This is a genomic window from Stenotrophomonas maltophilia group sp. RNC7 (assembly GCF_030910085.1).
GTDB lineage: Bacteria > Pseudomonadota > Gammaproteobacteria > Xanthomonadales > Xanthomonadaceae > Stenotrophomonas > Stenotrophomonas sepilia.
On the sequence record NZ_JAVFVN010000698.1, the window covers coordinates 40,073 to 55,827 of the forward strand.

Below are 15,755 nucleotides of genomic sequence, written 5' to 3' on the forward strand. Positions count from 1 at the left end.
GGAACAAATGCAGTGCATGAAAGCCGCCTACCGGTTGGGTGGGCGGCATGGGGGATTACAGATCGATGCCGAAGCCAACACCCGCCGAACGTTCGCTACCACTGAACGCACCGCCAAGGCTGAAGCTGGCGCGCTCGCTGATCTGCTTGCCGTAGCCGATGGACAGGGCCTGTTCGCCGTTCTGCCAGCCGGCACCGACGGCAATGCGCCCACGCGGGCTGCGGCTGCCGCCGGCGTTGATGGCCATGTTGAGCATCGCCGAACCCATGGCGCCCTGCCGGTCGATGCGTCGGTCCTGCTGTCCAAGCCGCTGGTCGATTTCGCGGGTGACCTCGGTGAAGCGATCATCCAGGCCGTTGAACTTCGAATCGGTGTAGCTCCTGGCCGAGGCAAGCGTGTCTGCGTTGCCTGCCTTCATCTGGCCCACATTGGCCGCGTCGGTATCGCGGGTGCCAGCTGCCACGTTGGTGACACGACGCTCGTTGCCGGCGCTGCCCATCGACACCGCGTTGGGTTCGTCGGCCATCGACCCCTGGCCGATGGCCACTGATCCCGAGGCCGATGCGACGGCACCCTGGCCCAACGCGGTGCCGCCGGCACCGGTGACCCTGCTGTCGGCGCCAACAGCAACAGCGTTCTGTGCCTTCGCAGCCACCTGGCTGTTGCTGCCCACGGCAGTACTGTTGTCGGCGCCTACCTGCGAACCGTTGCCGATCGCAGTGTCGTTGGCGTCCTTGGCCAGCGAGCCCTCGCCCACTGCCAGGCCACCGCCGGTGCCGACGGGGGGGCGCGTACCACCCTCACCGCCGGGGCCGCTGCCTCCTTCCAGCGCACCGACCCGGGAATCCAGGCCACTCAGCGCCGAATCCAATGCGCCGATCGCACCGCTCACGTTGCCGAAGCGGACGCCCTGCACCGAATAGGCGGGCCCAATCAGCATGCCGTTGCCATCCATGCCGGCGCCGCCACCCAATGCCTGCGCAACGCTGTTGAGCTGCTGCACGTTCACTGCATCGGTGCCTGCCCTACCTGCCTTCAGATTGTGCAGGCGGGTCCCGTCGCTGCCTTCCAGGCTCAGGCTGTCCTTGTCGGTGCTGTCATAGCGCACGGCGTTGGCGGTCAGGTCTCCCAGCTCGCCCCCCACATCGGCGATAGCGGCTTCGAGCTGGCGCTTGTTCACAGCATCGGTGGCGTCACTACCGTCAGCGACGTGGGTGATCTGCCGTTCGCGGCCCGCCCTGCCCACCGACACACTGTTGGCGCGGTTTGCCACCGAGCCCTGGCCCAGCGCCACCGAACCGGCCGCTGACGCCGTCGCGTCATTGCCGATCGCCACCGCGTAGTCGGCACTGGCGGTGGCACTGGCACCCAGGACATTGGCGCCCCAGCTGTTCGCCTCGGCGCCGTAACCCAGCGCAGTGGCAAATGCACCGTTGGCTTCGGCGAAAGTGCCGACCGCGTTGGAGGCAAATCCCCCCGCCTCGGCGTACATGCCGATGGCGTTGGTGTAGTTCCCGCCCGCGCTGGCGGCGTAGCCCAGTGCTGTCGCGTTGTCACCGGAGGCACGTGCGTTCCAGCCGAACGCCTGGGCCGATTCGCCGGAGGCGAGTGCCGCGTAGCCGATGGCAGTGCTCCAACTGGTTGCCGCATTGCTGTATGCGCCGATTGCAACACCGAGGCCGGCATCGGCCTTGGCGTTGAAGCCCACTGCAGTCGCCTGCCCGCCCCCCGCCGATGCGGTTGCCCCCACCGCCGTGGACCAGCCACCGGCAGCCTGCGAACCCGCACCGAAGGCCGATGCGCCCTGACCGCTGGCACTGGTCGCCTGCACGACCGGCTGGTTGTTGACCAGACCCATATAGGTTCCGCCGACTGCAGTATTCGAGTCATCAAGCGCTGAAGCGCCTTGGCCGATGGCGATGGCGTTCTGCCCCGTGGCCGTGCTCAGCGAACCGAGACTGATCGCGGCATCGCCCATCGCCAGCGACTGAGCGCCCTGTGCGATCGCGCCGGCACCGAGCGCATTGGCCTGCTGGCCAGCAGCGAAGCTGCCCTCACCATCAGCAAATGCACTGCTGCCGATGGCCGTGGCGTCGTCACCGATCGCGACCGCATCGGCGCTGCCATCGGTCGCTGCATCCACCGCAACAAACCGCACGTTCCCCGCCTGTGTCTTCACTTCATTGAGCTGATCAACGTTGACCGCATCGGTGCCCTCGGTGCCAGCAGCCACATTGATGATCTGCCGCTGCGTGCCACTGTTGCCCACCGAGACCGCATTGGCACGATCTGCGACCGAGCCTGCACCGAGCGCGACCGCACCGGACACCGCGGCACGCGAATTGACGCCCAGCGACACACTGTCCGCAGCCTCGGCAAGGGCGTTCGCGCCGGACGCAATACTGTTGTCGCCACTGGCGAACGACAACGCGCCCAGCGCCGTCGCGTGATTGCCAGAGGCGATGGCGCCGGCACCCAGCGCAACGCTGTTGAGTCCCTGCGCCTGCGTAGTGAAGGGGATGCAGAAGCGCTCACAGGTGGACTGGCCGCCAATGGCGACGCTGCTGTCGCCACCCGCCTCGGCGGCGTAACCCAGAGCAATGCCCCGGAAACCTTCCGCGCTGGCAGCCATGCCAGCCGCCAGCGCGCCCGCACCGGACGCATACGCTGCCGGGCCCAGGGCCGTGGAGAAGTCACCGCTGCTGACCGAATTCCAACCCAGCGCCACTGCTGCCGGCCCCGCTGCCACCGACTGCACGCCCAGCGCCAGTGATGAGTTGCCAGTCGCCTGGGCCTGGGCCCCCAGTGCCGCAGCGGCATATCCGCTGGCCTGCGTGCCTACGCCCACGGCGACGGCGCCAGCACCCTCAGCATCGGCGGATTCGCCTGCGGCCACCGACGAGGCGCCCGCAGCCACGGCGCCATAGCCCACCGCTGCGGAGCGGTTACCCAGTGCCGTGGCCGCACTACCCACCGCAACACTGCCCTGCTCGGCAGCCAGCGCTGTGGCACCCAGCGCGGTGGCATCGTCGGCAACCGCTGACGCTGCGCTGCCGAACGCGGCAGCTGAAGCCCCCAGCGCACGGCTGTCTGCACCCGCCGCTGTCGCGCCCTCGCCATGCGCTTCGGCTTGGAAACCCACCGTCGTGCTGCGCTCGCCGTCGGCGATGCTGGCCGCTCCCAAGGCGGTGGCACCTTCACCCACTGCGCCGGCATAAGCGCCGACAGCCACGGCAAAGTCGCCGCCCAATGCGCGTGAACGCGCGCCCAGTGCCACGCCGGCTTCGCCGTTGGTGCCGGCGTTGAAACCGGCGGCCAGACCACCGGCACCGTAGACCTGGGCGTCACCCCCAATGGCGGTGGAGCCCTGGCCTTCGGCCAGACTCAAGGCACCCAGCGCCGTCGCCGCCTGGTCGGCTGTCGCTTCAGCACCCGCCCCCAGCGCGGTGTTGCCGAGTCCGGCCGCCAGTGCGCCCTGCCCGATTGCGGTAGCCGCATCGGCAATGGCTGCCGCACTTTCGCCGAACGCAGTAGCGCCCACGCCGATGGCCTGTGCCAGCGAGCCGACCGCAGTGCTCGCGTTGCCGGTCGCGCGGGTATTCACGCCCAGCGCGATTGCCGCTTCACCGCTGGCGATCGCGTCATCACTGCCATCACCGGCACCGTTGAGTTTCAAGTAGGAATCGCCCAGCGCCGATTCGACCAGGCACACCAGATCAGTCGGCGCGCAGAGCAGCGCCTGCGGTGAAAGCGTGGGCGGCGCGGCCAGTGCCAGCATCGGCAGCATCGCGCCGGCACCCACCATGGGACGCAGCTTGCGTGCACCGGCACGTCCGCTGCGATGGGTCAGTTCGGAGCCCACCACCAGCTGGCCCAGCGCGCGATTCCATACCCGACGGAAAATCCTGTTCATGCGTACCTCTCTCCTGAAACGTGCGGCAAAGCAATCCCGTCGGTGCATGGGCAGCTGCCCGCACCTTCTGGGACCAGGGACGTCGAAACTTCAGGCCGGAGGGCGGACTGTCGCAGTGCGCAGGCGGCCTCACCGGCACGATGAACCTACCGCTCGTTCAACCAGCAGTCACGCACACCAACTCACTCATTCCTCACCGTAATCTCACCGCAGCAGGCAGCACGCAAACGGACGCATCAGCACGCATCAGACGATGCACCCGTCATGCGTCAGCGATTGTGCGATCCCCAGGGGTTGAATACGTAGCCCTCGCCATGCACCGTGGTCAGCGGCAATGGGCCACCGCACGCAGCACGCACTTTCCGACGCAGGCGATGGATCAGAGAATCCAGTCGATGCGGGTCGAAATCGAACACGTCCGGGGTGAGTGCGGCGATCAAGTGTTCGCGCGGCACCACATCACCCGGCTGGGCGAACAGATTGCGGAGCAGTGCGCGCTCACTGCGCGTCAGCGAGATGCCGCCACCACGCGGGGGCAGCAGACGCCACGCGCCGGGATCCAGCCGCCAGTAGCGTTCCGCCTCGGGCGAATTCTGCTGTTGCAGGCGCCGCCCCAGGCTGTACAGCGTCGCCACCAGGACATTGATATCCACCGGCTTGGTCAGATAGGCGTCTGCGCCCTGCACAAGGCCGCGCACGCGATCCGTCGTGCCCTGCCGACCGGTAAGCATCACCACGCCCAGTGCGGGATGCCTTTGGCGCAGCAGGTGCACCACGTTGAAGCCGTCGCCATCCGGCAGGTCGACGGCCAGGACCACGACATCGGCGTGGCGCACTTCCATCAGCGCCTCCAGTCCGGCCACAGTCGCGCTGCCGGCAACGTCGAATCCGTGCACACGCAAGTGGGAAAGAAGCAAGCAGTCGCGAACGAACTCGTCGCCTTCCAGCACGATGACGCGCAGTGCAACCTCTTGAGTCTCGATCATGGCCCCTCATCGATGATGATCCACGCATGATCCTAGACACTTCGAACGCCGTTGCTGCTAGGACCGATCCGATTGCCGCAACGAGAACCTGACGACGTGTGACCGCTCACCTCGCACTTGCCCGCGACTGGTGCAGGACCATTCGAGGACGTGCGCGCCGTCAATGCATCGCCATCGAATTGCCGCTAGGCTCGCGGGAATCCTCCAACCGGTTCTGATCGATGCGCATGCCCCTGGCAGCCCTGCTCGCCCTCCTGCCCTTGCCGGCGCTCGCCGCGCCTACCTACGGGCCGCGCCTGGAGGGCTTCGACTACGGCTATCCGGTGAAGACCTTCGCGCTGGAATCGCAGCGGCAGCCGCTGGAGATGGCCTACCTGGACATCGCACCGAAGAAGACTCCGATCGGCGTGGTGGTGCTGCTGCATGGCAAGAACTTCTGTGCGGCCACCTGGAAGGAATCGATCAAGCCGCTGGTTGCCGCCGGCTACCGGGTGATCGCTCCGGACCAGGTCGGCTTCTGCAAATCCAGCAAGCCCGAGCGCTACCAGTACACGTTCGCACAGCTGGCAGCCAACACCCATGCCCTGCTGCAGCAGCTGCAACTGGGCGACGTGCCGGTGCACCTGGTCGGTCATTCGATGGGTGGCATGCTGGCGGTGCGCTACGCGCTGATGTACCCGCAGGATCTGCGCAGCCTGTCGCTGGTCAACCCGATCGGTCTGGAAGACTGGAAGGCGCTGGGCGTGCCATGGCGCAGCGTGGACGCGTGGTATGCCGGTGAAATGAACATCAGCTACGACAGCATCCGCCGCTACCAGCTGGATGTGTACTACGACGGCAAATGGAAGCCGGCCTACGAACCCTGGGCGCGGATGCAGTCAGGGATGTACGAAGGGCCCGGCAAGCAGGCCGTTGCATGGAGCCAGGCGCTGGCCTCGGACATGGTGTTCAACCAGCCGGTGGTCTATGAACTGAAGAACCTGCAGGTGCCGACCACGCTGTTCATCGGCCAGAAGGACCGCACCGCGATCGGCCGCGACCTGGCGCCGCCTGCGGTGAAGGCGACGCTGGGCAACTATCCGGTGCTCGGCAAGTCCGCGGCCGCGACGATTCCCGGCGCCACGCTGGTCGAGTTCGCCGAACTGGGCCATTCGCCGCAGGTGCAGGACCCGAAGCAGTTCAACGCCGCGTTGCTGAAGTCCTTGAAGGCGCATTGAACGGCAGCCCTCCCCTGTACAGCCGAGCCCATGCTCGGCTCATCCAGCAGGAGGGGATCTCGCCAGTAGCAGCCGAGCATGGGCTCGGCTCTACAAGAACTGTGCGATCAGCCGACGATCCGCAGCACGTCATCCAGCAACGCGGCGGCGGTGACTTCCGCGCCCGCACCCGGGCCCTGGATCAACAGCGGCTGGCGACGGTAGCGATCACTGTGGATGGCGACGCGGTTGTCGGTCCCGGCACCCTGCGCCAACGGGTGATCAGCCGGCAGCTCGCTCAGGCCCACCTGCGCACCCTCACCGTCAACGCGGCCGACGAAACGCAACACGCGGCCGTTTTCGCGTGCCCGCTGCCAACGCGCCTGCAGCGGCGCATCCAGCTGCTCCAGCGCAGCCACTGCGCCCTCCAGCGGCAACGCGGCCAGCGTGTCAGGTACCAGTGAGTCCACCTGCACCTGCGAAGCATCCAGCGCCAGCCCGCTGCTGCGGGCCAGGATCAGCAGCTTGCGGCGCACGTCCTCGCCGGACAGGTCAAGTCGCGGATCCGGCTCGGTGTAGCCGGCCGCCAGCGCCTCGCGCACCGCCGCCGAGAACGGCGACCGGCCGTCGTAACGATGGAACAGCCACGCCAGCGAACCGGACAGCACGCCCTCGATGGCATGGATGTGATCACCACCGGCCACCAGTGCGCGCAGGCTGCTCAGCAGCGGCAGCCCGGCACCGACGGTGGCGCTGTCACCATAGCGCGCACCACTGTCGGCACAGCTCTCTGCAATGGCCTGCGCGCGTGACAGCTGCGCACCACGGCCCAGCTTGTTGGCTGTCACCACATGCACGCCGCGCGCCAGCCACTGCACGTGACGTGCGGCCACGTCTTCGCTGGCGGTGGCATCGACCACCACATCGCCACGCTCCAGCCCTTCGGTGCTGGCCCACGCCGGCGAACTCTGGCCATCGCGTGGCGCACGTCGCGCCAGTTCCAGCGGCAACGCCAGGTCACGATCGATCTCCAGCGCAGTGCGCGAGTTGGCAAGCCATTGCACGCTCGGCAGTTCCAGCCCGCGAGCCTGTAGCGTCTGGTAGCGCTGCACGAAGGCCGAGCCGACCGTGCCAGTGCCCAGCAGCGCCAGGCGTCCGACGCCCAGCGCAGGAATGTCGGCGGCGAGCGCGCTCATGCATCCACCACCTGTTTGCGGCGTGCGGCCGCATCGATCACGACCTCGGCGCGCTGCAGCGCCGCGCCGAGATCGGCCAGCAGGTCACGCTCGGCCTCGATACCGACCGACAGGCGCAGCAGGCCTTCGCTGATGCCGGCAGCGGCGCGCGCTTCGGCGGTCATCGCCGCATGGGTCATGGTGGCCGGATGCGCGATCAGGCTTTCGACGCCGCCCAGTGATTCGGCCAGGGTGAAGCAACGCAGGCCATCCACGAATGCGCGCACTGCCGCGTGCGGATCATCACCCGCGCAGTGCGCCAGTTCGAACGACAGCATCGCGCCGAAGCCGCTTTGCTGGCGGGCGGCGATGGCATGACCCGGATGATCGGCCAGGCCCGGGTAGTACACCGTGCCGACGGCCGGATGCTGGTCCAGCAGGGCGACGATCGAGGCGGTATTTTCCTGGTGCACGCGCAGGCGCGCATCCAGCGTGCGCAGGCCACGCAGCGTCAGGAAGGCATCGAACGGTGAACCCGTCAGGCCCAGCGCGTTGCCCCACCACACCAGCTGCTCGTGCAGTGCCGGATCACGCGCGACCACCGCACCACCCACCACATCACTGTGGCCATTGATGTACTTCGTGGTGGAATGCAGCACCAGGTCCGCACCGAACGACAGCGGCTGCTGCAGGGCCGGCGACAGGAAGGTGTTGTCGACCACGACGAGGGCACCGGCCTTGTGCGCGGCATCGATGACGAAGCGCAGGTCGGTGATGCGCAGCAGCGGGTTGGACGGGGTTTCCACCAGCACCAGCTTCGGCTGGGTGGCCAGCGCCTGCGCCAGCGCGCGCGGGTCGGTCAGGTCGGCGGTGACCAGTTCGAAGTGGCCCTTCTTCGCCAGGGCGTTGAACAGGCGCCAGCTGCCGCCGTACGCATCATGCGGCACCACCAGGGTATCGCCCGGCTGCAGCAGCGCGTTCAGCACCAGGTTGATCGCCCCCATGCCGGTGGCGGTGATGACGCCGCCGGCGCCGCCTTCCAGTTCCGCCAGCGCTTCACCCAGCAGGTCTCGGGTCGGGTTGCCACTGCGCGTGTAGTCGTACTGGCGCTTGTTGCCGAAGCCTTCGAAGCTGAAGTTCGACGACAGCACGATCGGCGGCGTGACCGCGCCATGCGCGGTGTCCCGATCGATGCCCGCACGGACGGCGGCAGTGGTGCGACTACAGGACGGCTCGTTGGCGTGCAGGCTCATGCGGACTCTCCAGAAGTGCGGAAGGCGGTGGCGAGGATCGCGTCGATGCGATCGGTTTCTTTGAGGAAGGCGTCGTGGCCATAGGGCGAACGCAGCACGCGCAGGCTGCCGCGCGGGCCCAGCCCTTCGACCAGGCCGACCAGGTCGGCCAGCGGCACCAGGCGGTCGCCCTCCACGGCCACCACCACGGTCGGCGGCAGGATCGCGGCGGGGTCGACACGGTGCAGGTCGATCGATTCGGACAGGCGCAGGTAGGCGGTCACCGGCGTGCGCGCGACGTACTGCGCACCCGCCGCATCGAGATAGTCTTCGGCGGCCACGCGTACGCGGCCATTGATCACCTCCGGCGCGGCGTCGAAGCGCTCGCCGAACTCTTCCGGCGTGCGGTAGCTGAGCATGGCGAACTGCCGGGCCAGGGCCAGGCCGTGGTCTTCACCGCACTGCAGCTGGCCAAGCGCGACCGCGCGGCGCTGCAGTGCACGCCAGGCGGCGGCATACGGGTGCGGGCGATGCGCACCGCTGGCCAGCACCAGCTGGCGCACGCGGGCGCGGTGGCGGATCGCGAACTGCTGGCCGACCAGCGCGCCATACGAATAGCCGACGAAGGCCTTCAGCGTGCGGATGCCGAGATGGTCCAGCAGCAGCGCCAGCGCATCGGCCTGGTCGGCAGTATCGATCGGCACATCCAGTGCACCGTCGGCACCGATGAAATCGAAGGCCAGCACGCGCAGTTGCTGCGGATCCAGCGCGCGGCCGCTACCCACAAGCGCTTCGGCCCAGCCCTTCTCGCTGAACTGTGCGTTGGAGGCCACGTGGCGATGCGCGGAAATGCCACCGGCCAGCACCACCACCGGCGCGTTGGCCGGGCCGACCCACTCATAGCGCAGGCGCACCGGGCTGGGGCCTGCATGACGCATCGACAGCACCGCGGCGAACTCACCGCGCTCGGCGTGCACGCGGTCTGCGACCGGCACGCTGACGGGGACAAAGGGTTCGGGGCGAACGGCGGTACTGGTGGCGAAGCTCATGGCGGGATCCGGTTGGGGAATCGGCCATCGAGCCTTCGCGGGGCCCGCGTTCGAGATGCACGTGGGGTGCATGGTTCGAACCATCTTTCGGTGGACGCCACGGTCCCCGCAGGATTTGGCACCTACGCAGACGCTTGCGCGCCTGCGGGCTGCCCCGGCTTCAAAGGGCCTGTCCCTCTGCCGGTCTCGATGGTGGAGCCACGATGCCAGCCCTTTCCGGCACTGTCAATCCCTTCATGCGGATAAAGCGATAGATATCTCCAGGATCACTCTGCGAGGGCCGTCCCGGTCGCCCCGTTCAGGATCGGGTACAGTCCCGGCGGTCCTCTTGCTGGAAACGCCGATGCCGCGCCTGCCCCTGTCCTGCCTGCTGTTGCCTCTGCTGGCGAGCGCGACCGCATACGCCGGCGACTGGCGCCAGGGCTGGGGACTGGCTCCCCCTTCCGCCCGTGCCACGCGCGCAGGCAGTGCCGAGGGCGCCGCCCCCATGGCCCGGTTGCGCCTGCAGCCGGTCGGTACGCAATGGCAGGCGCGGATCGACAACGGGCTGGCAGGGCCGCTGCAGATCCAGCTGCGCGCCGCCCCCGGACACCCGGTCGAAGGCCTCCCGGTCGAGTCGCTGATCCAGGGCGACAGCAGCCTGGTGGTCGGCCGCCTGCCCGCCCCGATCGATGGCCGCATGCTGGATCTGCGCCTGCAGTCGGTGCCGGGCAACCCGGCCGCGCGGGCCGAAGATGTCGGCTATCGCCTGCCGTTCGATGCGGCCCGCCTGCGTGTAGACCAGGCACCGCAGGGGCGATTCAGCCATGACGACGAGGAGAACCGCGACGCGGTCGACTTCGCACTGCCGGAGGGCACCCTGGTGCTGGCCGCGCGCGAGGGCACGGTGATGCAGATCCAGGATGGCTTCCGTGGCAACGGCCAGGACCGCGAGCGCGATGGTGCCCGTGCCAATTTCATCCGCGTGCTGCACAGCGACGGCAGCATGGCCCTGTACGGCCACCTCCAGGCCGGCGGCATGCGCGTGCGTCGCGGCCAGGCGGTGGGAGCCGGGCAACCGATCGGCCTGTCCGGCAACAGCGGCTACAGCACTGCGCCGCACCTGCACTTCGTGGTGCAGGTCAACCGCGGCATGGGCCTGCGCTCGGTGCCGGTGCGCATCTTCGCCGAGCAGGGCCAGCTGCAGTTCGCCCGCCACGGCGAGGCCGACGGCGGTATCGGGCGCTGACCGGCCCCGGCCGGTATAATCGGGCGCCTATCTCTTTGAAAAGCGCCCCGGGCGGGCGCCACTGCCATGTCCGAAGTCGCCAACGAAGCGTCGCGTCGCCGCACCTTCGCCATCATTTCCCACCCTGACGCCGGCAAGACCACGCTGACCGAAAAGCTGCTGCTGTTCGGAGGCGCGATCCAGATGGCCGGTTCGGTCAAGGGCCGCAAGGCCGCCCGCCACGCCACCTCCGACTGGATGGCGCTGGAAAAGGAGCGCGGCATCTCCGTCACCTCCTCGGTGATGCAGTTCCCGTACGAAGGCAAGATCGTCAACCTGCTTGACACCCCTGGTCACGCCGACTTCGGCGAGGACACCTACCGCGTGCTGACCGCAGTGGACTCGGCGCTGATGGTGATCGACGTGGCCAAGGGCGTGGAAGAGCGCACCATCAAGCTGATGGAAGTGTGCCGCCTGCGCGACACCCCGATCATGACCTTCATCAACAAGCTCGACCGCGAGGGCAAGGACCCGATCGAGCTGCTGGATGAAGTGGAGACCGTGCTCGGCATCCAGTGCGCGCCGGTCACCTGGCCGATCGGCATGGGCCAGCGCCTGAAGGGCGTGGTTCACCTGCTGACCGGCGAAGTGCACCTGTACGAACCGGGTCGCAACTTCACCCGCCAGGACTCGACCATCTTCCCGTCCATCGATGCGCCCGGCCTGGCCGAGAAGATCGGTGCGCAGATGCTGGCCGACCTGCGCGACGAACTGGAACTGGTGCAGGGCGCCAGCCATCCGTTCGATCTGGACGCTTACCGCGCCGGCAAGCAGACCCCGGTGTTCTTCGGCTCGGGCGTGAACAACTTCGGCGTGCAGCCGCTGCTGGACTTCTTCGTCGAGCATGCGCCGTCGCCGCAGGCGCGAACCACCACCGGTCGCGAAATCGCACCGGAAGAGAACAAGCTGACCGGCTTCGTGTTCAAGATCCAGGCCAACATGGACCCGCAGCACCGTGACCGCGTGGCATTCATGCGGGTCTGTTCGGGCCGTTTCAGCGCCGGCATGAAGACCTTCCACGTGCGCACCGGCAAGGAAATGAAGCTGGCCAACGCGCTGACCTTCATGGCCAGCGACCGCGAGATCGCGGCCGAAGCGTGGCCCGGCGATGTGATCGGCATCCACAACCACGGCACCATCTCCATCGGCGATACCTTCACCGAAGGCGAAGCGGTGACCTTCACCGGCATTCCCAACTTCGCCCCGGAACTGTTCCGCCGCGCACGCCTGCGTGATCCGCTCAAGCTCAAGCAGCTGCAGAAGGGCCTGGCCCAGCTGTCCGAGGAAGGCGCGACCCAGTTCTTCCGCCCGCTCACCAGCAACGACCTGATCCTGGGTGCCGTCGGCGTGCTGCAGTTCGACGTGGCGGCCTACCGCCTGAAGGACGAGTACGGCGTGGAAGCCACCTTCGAGCCGGTCAGCGTGACCACCGCGCGTTGGGTCCACTGCAGCAACGAGAAGAAGCTGGAAGAATTCCGCGAGAAGAACGCATTGAACCTGGCCCTGGATGCGGCCGGTCACCTGGTCTACCTCGCTCCGACCCGGGTCAACCTGCAGCTGGCCCAGGAACGCTCGCCGGATGTGCGTTTCTCGGCCACACGCGAAGCGGCGCACACCGTTTCGGCAGGCTGATGCCACGGGGTCGGATCCCTTTCCGCAAGGAAAGGGCTCTGACCCCGCCGTCGCAACGCAGGGATTCACCCACCATACGGTGACGGGCGTGCACATGCCGCCCATCGCGGCGATGATAGAGGGGCGCGGGTCCCCCTCCCCGCGAACGATGCCTACGCCATGTCCACGACTTCCGTTGCTTCGATCCGCGAAGAAATCGCCAGCGCCCTGACCCACGGCCTCGGTGCCGTGCTCGCCCTGGGCGCCGGCGCGGTGCTGATCACCCTGGCCGCAATCTACAGCGATGGCTGGCAGCTGGCCGGCGCCATCGTGTTCGGCATCGCACTGCTGCTGCTGTACACCGCGTCCACCCTGTACCACGCCATCCAGCACCCGGTCGCCAAGGGCCGGCTCAAAGTGTTCGACCACTGCGCGATCTACGTACTGATCGCCGGCACCTATACCCCATTCACCCTGATCGGCCTGCGCGGCCCGTGGGGCTGGGGCCTGTTCGCCGCGATCTGGACCCTGGCCCTGGCCGGCGTGGTGTTCAAGCTGTTCTACACCGGTCGCTTCAAGCGCCTGTCCACTGCCATCTACGTGGCCATGGGCTGGCTGGTGATCGTGGCGGTCAAGCCGATGCTGGCCTCGATCGACGGCTGGACGCTGGGCTGGCTGCTGGCCGGCGGCCTGTCCTACACGCTGGGCACCTATTTCTACCACCGCGAATCGATTCCCTATTCGCATGCGATCTGGCACCTGTTCGTCATCGGTGGCAGCGTCTGCCACTTCGTCGCGGTCACCATGCAGGTGCTGTAGCACTGGCCCGTGCGCGGCGCGTGCACGCCGCGCACATGGACGCTTCGCGCCCCGTCCACGATGAGGGGGCAACCATGGCAGCGTGAATGCCGCCGCCTCCCCTGCCGCAAAGCGCACGAACCGCTGGCGTCTCCGCCGCCCCGGCCCGCGAGGCCGGCGCTGGTTGACGCTGCTGATCTTCCTGCTCGCGGCGATCCTGGTGCTGATCGCGCTGTGGGACTGGAACTGGTTCAAAGGCCCGGTCGAGCGCGCCGTGCAGGCCCGTACCGGCCGTGCACTGCACATCGGCCATCTGGATGTCGACCTCGGCCAGACCAGCACCATCCGTGCCGATGCGATCACCTTCGCCAATGCCGGTTGGGCGAAGCAGCCGAACATGGCCACGGCCGACCGCGTCGAGATCGACGTGCGCGTGTGGCCCCTGCTGCGCGGCAGCGTGCAACTGCCGGAAGTGCGCTTGACCCGACCGGACGTGCTGCTGGAAACCGCCCCACGCAAGGGCGAGCCGGGCAACTGGGACTTCCTCGGTGACAGCGCTGGCGGCACCAGCCCGCAGCTCAAGCACCTGCGCATCGACGACGGCCGGCTGCAGTTCCTCGACGCACCGGGCCGTACCGACATCCGCGTGGGCGTGCGCAGCGGCCAGCCGAAGCAGGCCGATGCCTCGCCGCCGCTGCTGGTGCAGGGCAAGGGCCACTGGCAGGGCAACCCGTTCACCCTGCAGGGCGGAACCGAATCACCGCTGGAACTGACCAACAGCGACCACCCGTTCCGCATCCACCTCGACGGCCGCGCCGGCGCCACCCACGCGGTGGCCAGCGGCACGCTGACCAATCCGTTCCAGCTGCGCGTGTTCGACCTGCAGTTCGCACTCAGTGGCCAGGACCTGGCCGATCTCTACCCATTGCTCGGCATCGCCATTCCGCCGTCCCCGCCCTACGCGCTGAACGGACGCCTGAAGCGCGACCACGACGTCTGGCGTTACGACGGTTTCACCGGCAAGGTGGGCGACAGCGACCTCGGTGGCAGTCTTCAGTTCGAGGTGGGCCGCGACCGTCCACGGCTGACCGCGACGCTGGAATCCAAGCGCCTGGACTTCGATGACCTGGCCGGCTTCGTCGGCGCGCCACCGAAGACCGGCGGCGGCGAAACCGCCAATGCGGAGCAGAAGGCCGAGGCCGCGCGGGTGGCCGCGCGCGCGCGCGTGCTTCCGGACACGCCCTACAACCTCGGCAAGCTGCGTGCGATGGATGCCGATGTGCGCTGGAAGGCCCACCGCATCAACGCACCGTCATTGCCATTGGACGACATGGACGCCCATCTGCTGCTGGATGACGGGGTGCTGCGGCTGGCCCCGCTGAACTTCGGCGTCGCCGGCGGCGATATCCGCAGCACCATCCGCATGGACGCACGCCAGCCGCAGATCAGCACTGCGCTGAAGGCGAGCGTGCGCGGCGTTCAGCTGGGCCAGCTGTTCCCCGATGCCAAGCTGGCCGAACAGGCCAAGGGCGGCATCGGCGGTGAGGTGGACCTGACTGGCCGCGGCAATTCGATCGCCGCAATGCTCGGCAGCAGCAGCGGCGAGGTCGGCCTGGCGATGGGCCGTGGCCATGTCGGCAACCTGGTGATGGAGCTGGCCGGCCTGGACATCACCGAATCGCTGAAGTTCCTGGTGACCGGCGACAAGCAGATTCCTCTGCGCTGCGCCTTCGCCGACTTCGGTGTGCGCGACGGCCTGATGACCAGCCAGGCGCTGGCGGTGGACACCACCGACACGATCCTCATCGGCGAAGGCACCGTCAGCCTGCGCGACGAAACCCTGGACCTGCTGTTGAAGCCGCGCCCGAAGGACAGGAGCATCCTGGTACTGCGCTCGCCGCTGCACGTTGCCGGCACGTTCAAGGACCCGTCGTTCCGCCCGGACTTCAAAGCGCTGGGCATCCGCGGTGCGGTGGCCCTGGCACTGGGCAGCATCGCCCCGCCGGCGGCCTTGCTGGCGACGATCGAGCTGGGGCCGGGCAAGGATGCCGACTGCGGTGGGCAGTATGCGAAGTAGGGTTGCAGCGTTGTTCGCGGCGCCTCTTTTCCCGCGCGTAGAGCCGGAGCAAGGCGACAGGCAGGACACGCCGTAAATACGTCCCTGTAGGCTCGGTCGGCGCATCCATGCGCCTCACGGTCCTGCCTGCCGCCTTGCTCCGGCTGCGGACAGTTTCCTGCGCGCGCGGAACGAGAGCGAAATTCAAAGTCAAAAGAAAAAAGCAAAGTCAAAAGCCGTTGCCAACCAAGGTTGGCGGCTACCAAAGGCGAGCCACCACGCATGTGCGCACCGCGCTCGCAGGAACGTGTCCAGGGAGGGTGCGGCTGGGCAGGACCGTGAGGCGCATGGATGCGCCGATCGAGCCCCCATGGTGAAGTGACCCCCGGGAGTTGGACATCAGATCCAACCCCGAGGGATACATGAACAGATACGACGCGCGTTTCAAACTGCAGGTCGCCAAAGAGGCCTG

The 15,755-nt window shown here is 67.8% G+C and carries 10 protein-coding genes and 1 riboswitch; of the genes, 5 read left to right on the plus strand and 5 right to left on the minus strand.

What is annotated here, in order from left to right; all coding sequences use genetic code 11:
• Positions 1 to 55 precede the first annotated feature (55 nt).
• Positions 56 to 3,913: an ESPR-type extended signal peptide-containing protein gene (locus RCF13_RS14910; protein ID WP_231352250.1), complete on the minus strand. Its 3,858-nt coding sequence runs from the start codon at positions 3,911 to 3,913 to the stop codon at positions 56 to 58.
• Positions 3,914 to 4,182: 269 nt separating this feature from the next.
• Positions 4,183 to 4,899: a response regulator transcription factor gene (locus RCF13_RS14915; RefSeq protein ID WP_061478875.1), complete on the minus strand. Its 717-nt coding sequence runs from the start codon at positions 4,897 to 4,899 to the stop codon at positions 4,183 to 4,185.
• Positions 4,900 to 5,120: 221 nt separating this feature from the next.
• On the opposite strand from RCF13_RS14915, the gene RCF13_RS14920 reads away from it, so the two are divergent.
• Positions 5,121 to 6,116, plus strand: a complete 996-nt coding sequence (locus tag RCF13_RS14920; protein ID WP_134969277.1) for an alpha/beta hydrolase — start codon at positions 5,121 to 5,123, stop codon at positions 6,114 to 6,116.
• Between the two features lie 107 nt (positions 6,117 to 6,223).
• Here the strand turns inward: RCF13_RS14920 and RCF13_RS14925 are convergent, their stop codons facing one another.
• The 3 genes from RCF13_RS14925 to RCF13_RS14935 are packed head-to-tail and all read right to left on the minus strand — an operon-like array spanning position 6,224 to position 9,551.
• A complete protein-coding gene (locus RCF13_RS14925; protein WP_134969278.1) occupies positions 6,224 to 7,291 on the minus strand; it encodes a homoserine dehydrogenase in 1,068 nt (355 codons plus the stop codon).
• Positions 7,288 to 8,523, minus strand: coding sequence for an O-succinylhomoserine (thiol)-lyase (locus tag RCF13_RS14930; RefSeq protein ID WP_231352251.1), 1,236 nt, complete (start codon positions 8,521 to 8,523; stop codon positions 7,288 to 7,290). The genes RCF13_RS14925 and RCF13_RS14930 overlap by 4 nt, the downstream gene beginning before the upstream one ends.
• On the minus strand, positions 8,520 to 9,551 hold the full coding sequence (locus RCF13_RS14935) for a homoserine O-succinyltransferase (RefSeq protein WP_231352252.1): 1,032 nt from the start codon (positions 9,549 to 9,551) through the stop codon (positions 8,520 to 8,522). The genes RCF13_RS14930 and RCF13_RS14935 overlap by 4 nt, the downstream gene beginning before the upstream one ends.
• 77 nt (positions 9,552 to 9,628) lie before the next feature.
• A riboswitch (SAM riboswitch) is annotated at positions 9,629 to 9,747 on the minus strand.
• 147 nt (positions 9,748 to 9,894) lie between these two features.
• Between RCF13_RS14935 and RCF13_RS14940 the strand changes: the two genes are divergently transcribed.
• The 4 genes from RCF13_RS14940 (at position 9,895) to RCF13_RS14955 (ending at position 15,304) form a co-directional block, all read left to right on the plus strand.
• Complete coding sequence (locus RCF13_RS14940) at positions 9,895 to 10,779, plus strand: M23 family metallopeptidase (protein WP_231352253.1); 885 nt, start codon at positions 9,895 to 9,897, stop codon at positions 10,777 to 10,779.
• Between the two features lie 66 nt (positions 10,780 to 10,845).
• A complete protein-coding gene (locus RCF13_RS14945) occupies positions 10,846 to 12,450 on the plus strand; it encodes a peptide chain release factor 3 (protein WP_049415910.1) in 1,605 nt (534 codons plus the stop codon).
• Between the two features lie 159 nt (positions 12,451 to 12,609).
• On the plus strand, positions 12,610 to 13,248 hold the full coding sequence (locus tag RCF13_RS14950; RefSeq protein WP_005418403.1) for a hemolysin III family protein: 639 nt from the start codon (positions 12,610 to 12,612) through the stop codon (positions 13,246 to 13,248).
• Positions 13,249 to 13,330: 82 nt separating this feature from the next.
• Positions 13,331 to 15,304, plus strand: coding sequence for an AsmA family protein (locus RCF13_RS14955; RefSeq protein ID WP_134969342.1), 1,974 nt, complete (start codon positions 13,331 to 13,333; stop codon positions 15,302 to 15,304).
• Positions 15,305 to 15,755 lie beyond the last annotated feature (451 nt).

Bases quoted from the DNA above. Each gene is read 5' to 3' on its own strand.
- RCF13_RS14935 (WP_231352252.1), bottom strand. From the start codon at position 9,551: ATGAGCTTCGCCACCAGTACCGCCGTTCGCCCCGAACCCTTTGTCCCC.
- RCF13_RS14910 (WP_231352250.1), bottom strand. From the start codon at position 3,913: ATGAACAGGATTTTCCGTCGGGTATGGAATCGCGCGCTGGGCCAGCTG.
- RCF13_RS14950 (WP_005418403.1), top strand. From the start codon at position 12,610: ATGTCCACGACTTCCGTTGCTTCGATCCGCGAAGAAATCGCCAGCGCC.
- RCF13_RS14925 (WP_134969278.1), bottom strand. From the start codon at position 7,291: ATGAGCGCGCTCGCCGCCGACATTCCTGCGCTGGGCGTCGGACGCCTG.
- RCF13_RS14945 (WP_049415910.1), top strand. From the start codon at position 10,846: ATGTCCGAAGTCGCCAACGAAGCGTCGCGTCGCCGCACCTTCGCCATC.
- RCF13_RS14915 (WP_061478875.1), bottom strand. From the start codon at position 4,899: ATGATCGAGACTCAAGAGGTTGCACTGCGCGTCATCGTGCTGGAAGGC.
- RCF13_RS14940 (WP_231352253.1), top strand. From the start codon at position 9,895: ATGCCGCGCCTGCCCCTGTCCTGCCTGCTGTTGCCTCTGCTGGCGAGC.
- RCF13_RS14930 (WP_231352251.1), bottom strand. From the start codon at position 8,523: ATGAGCCTGCACGCCAACGAGCCGTCCTGTAGTCGCACCACTGCCGCC.
- RCF13_RS14920 (WP_134969277.1), top strand. From the start codon at position 5,121: ATGCGCATGCCCCTGGCAGCCCTGCTCGCCCTCCTGCCCTTGCCGGCG.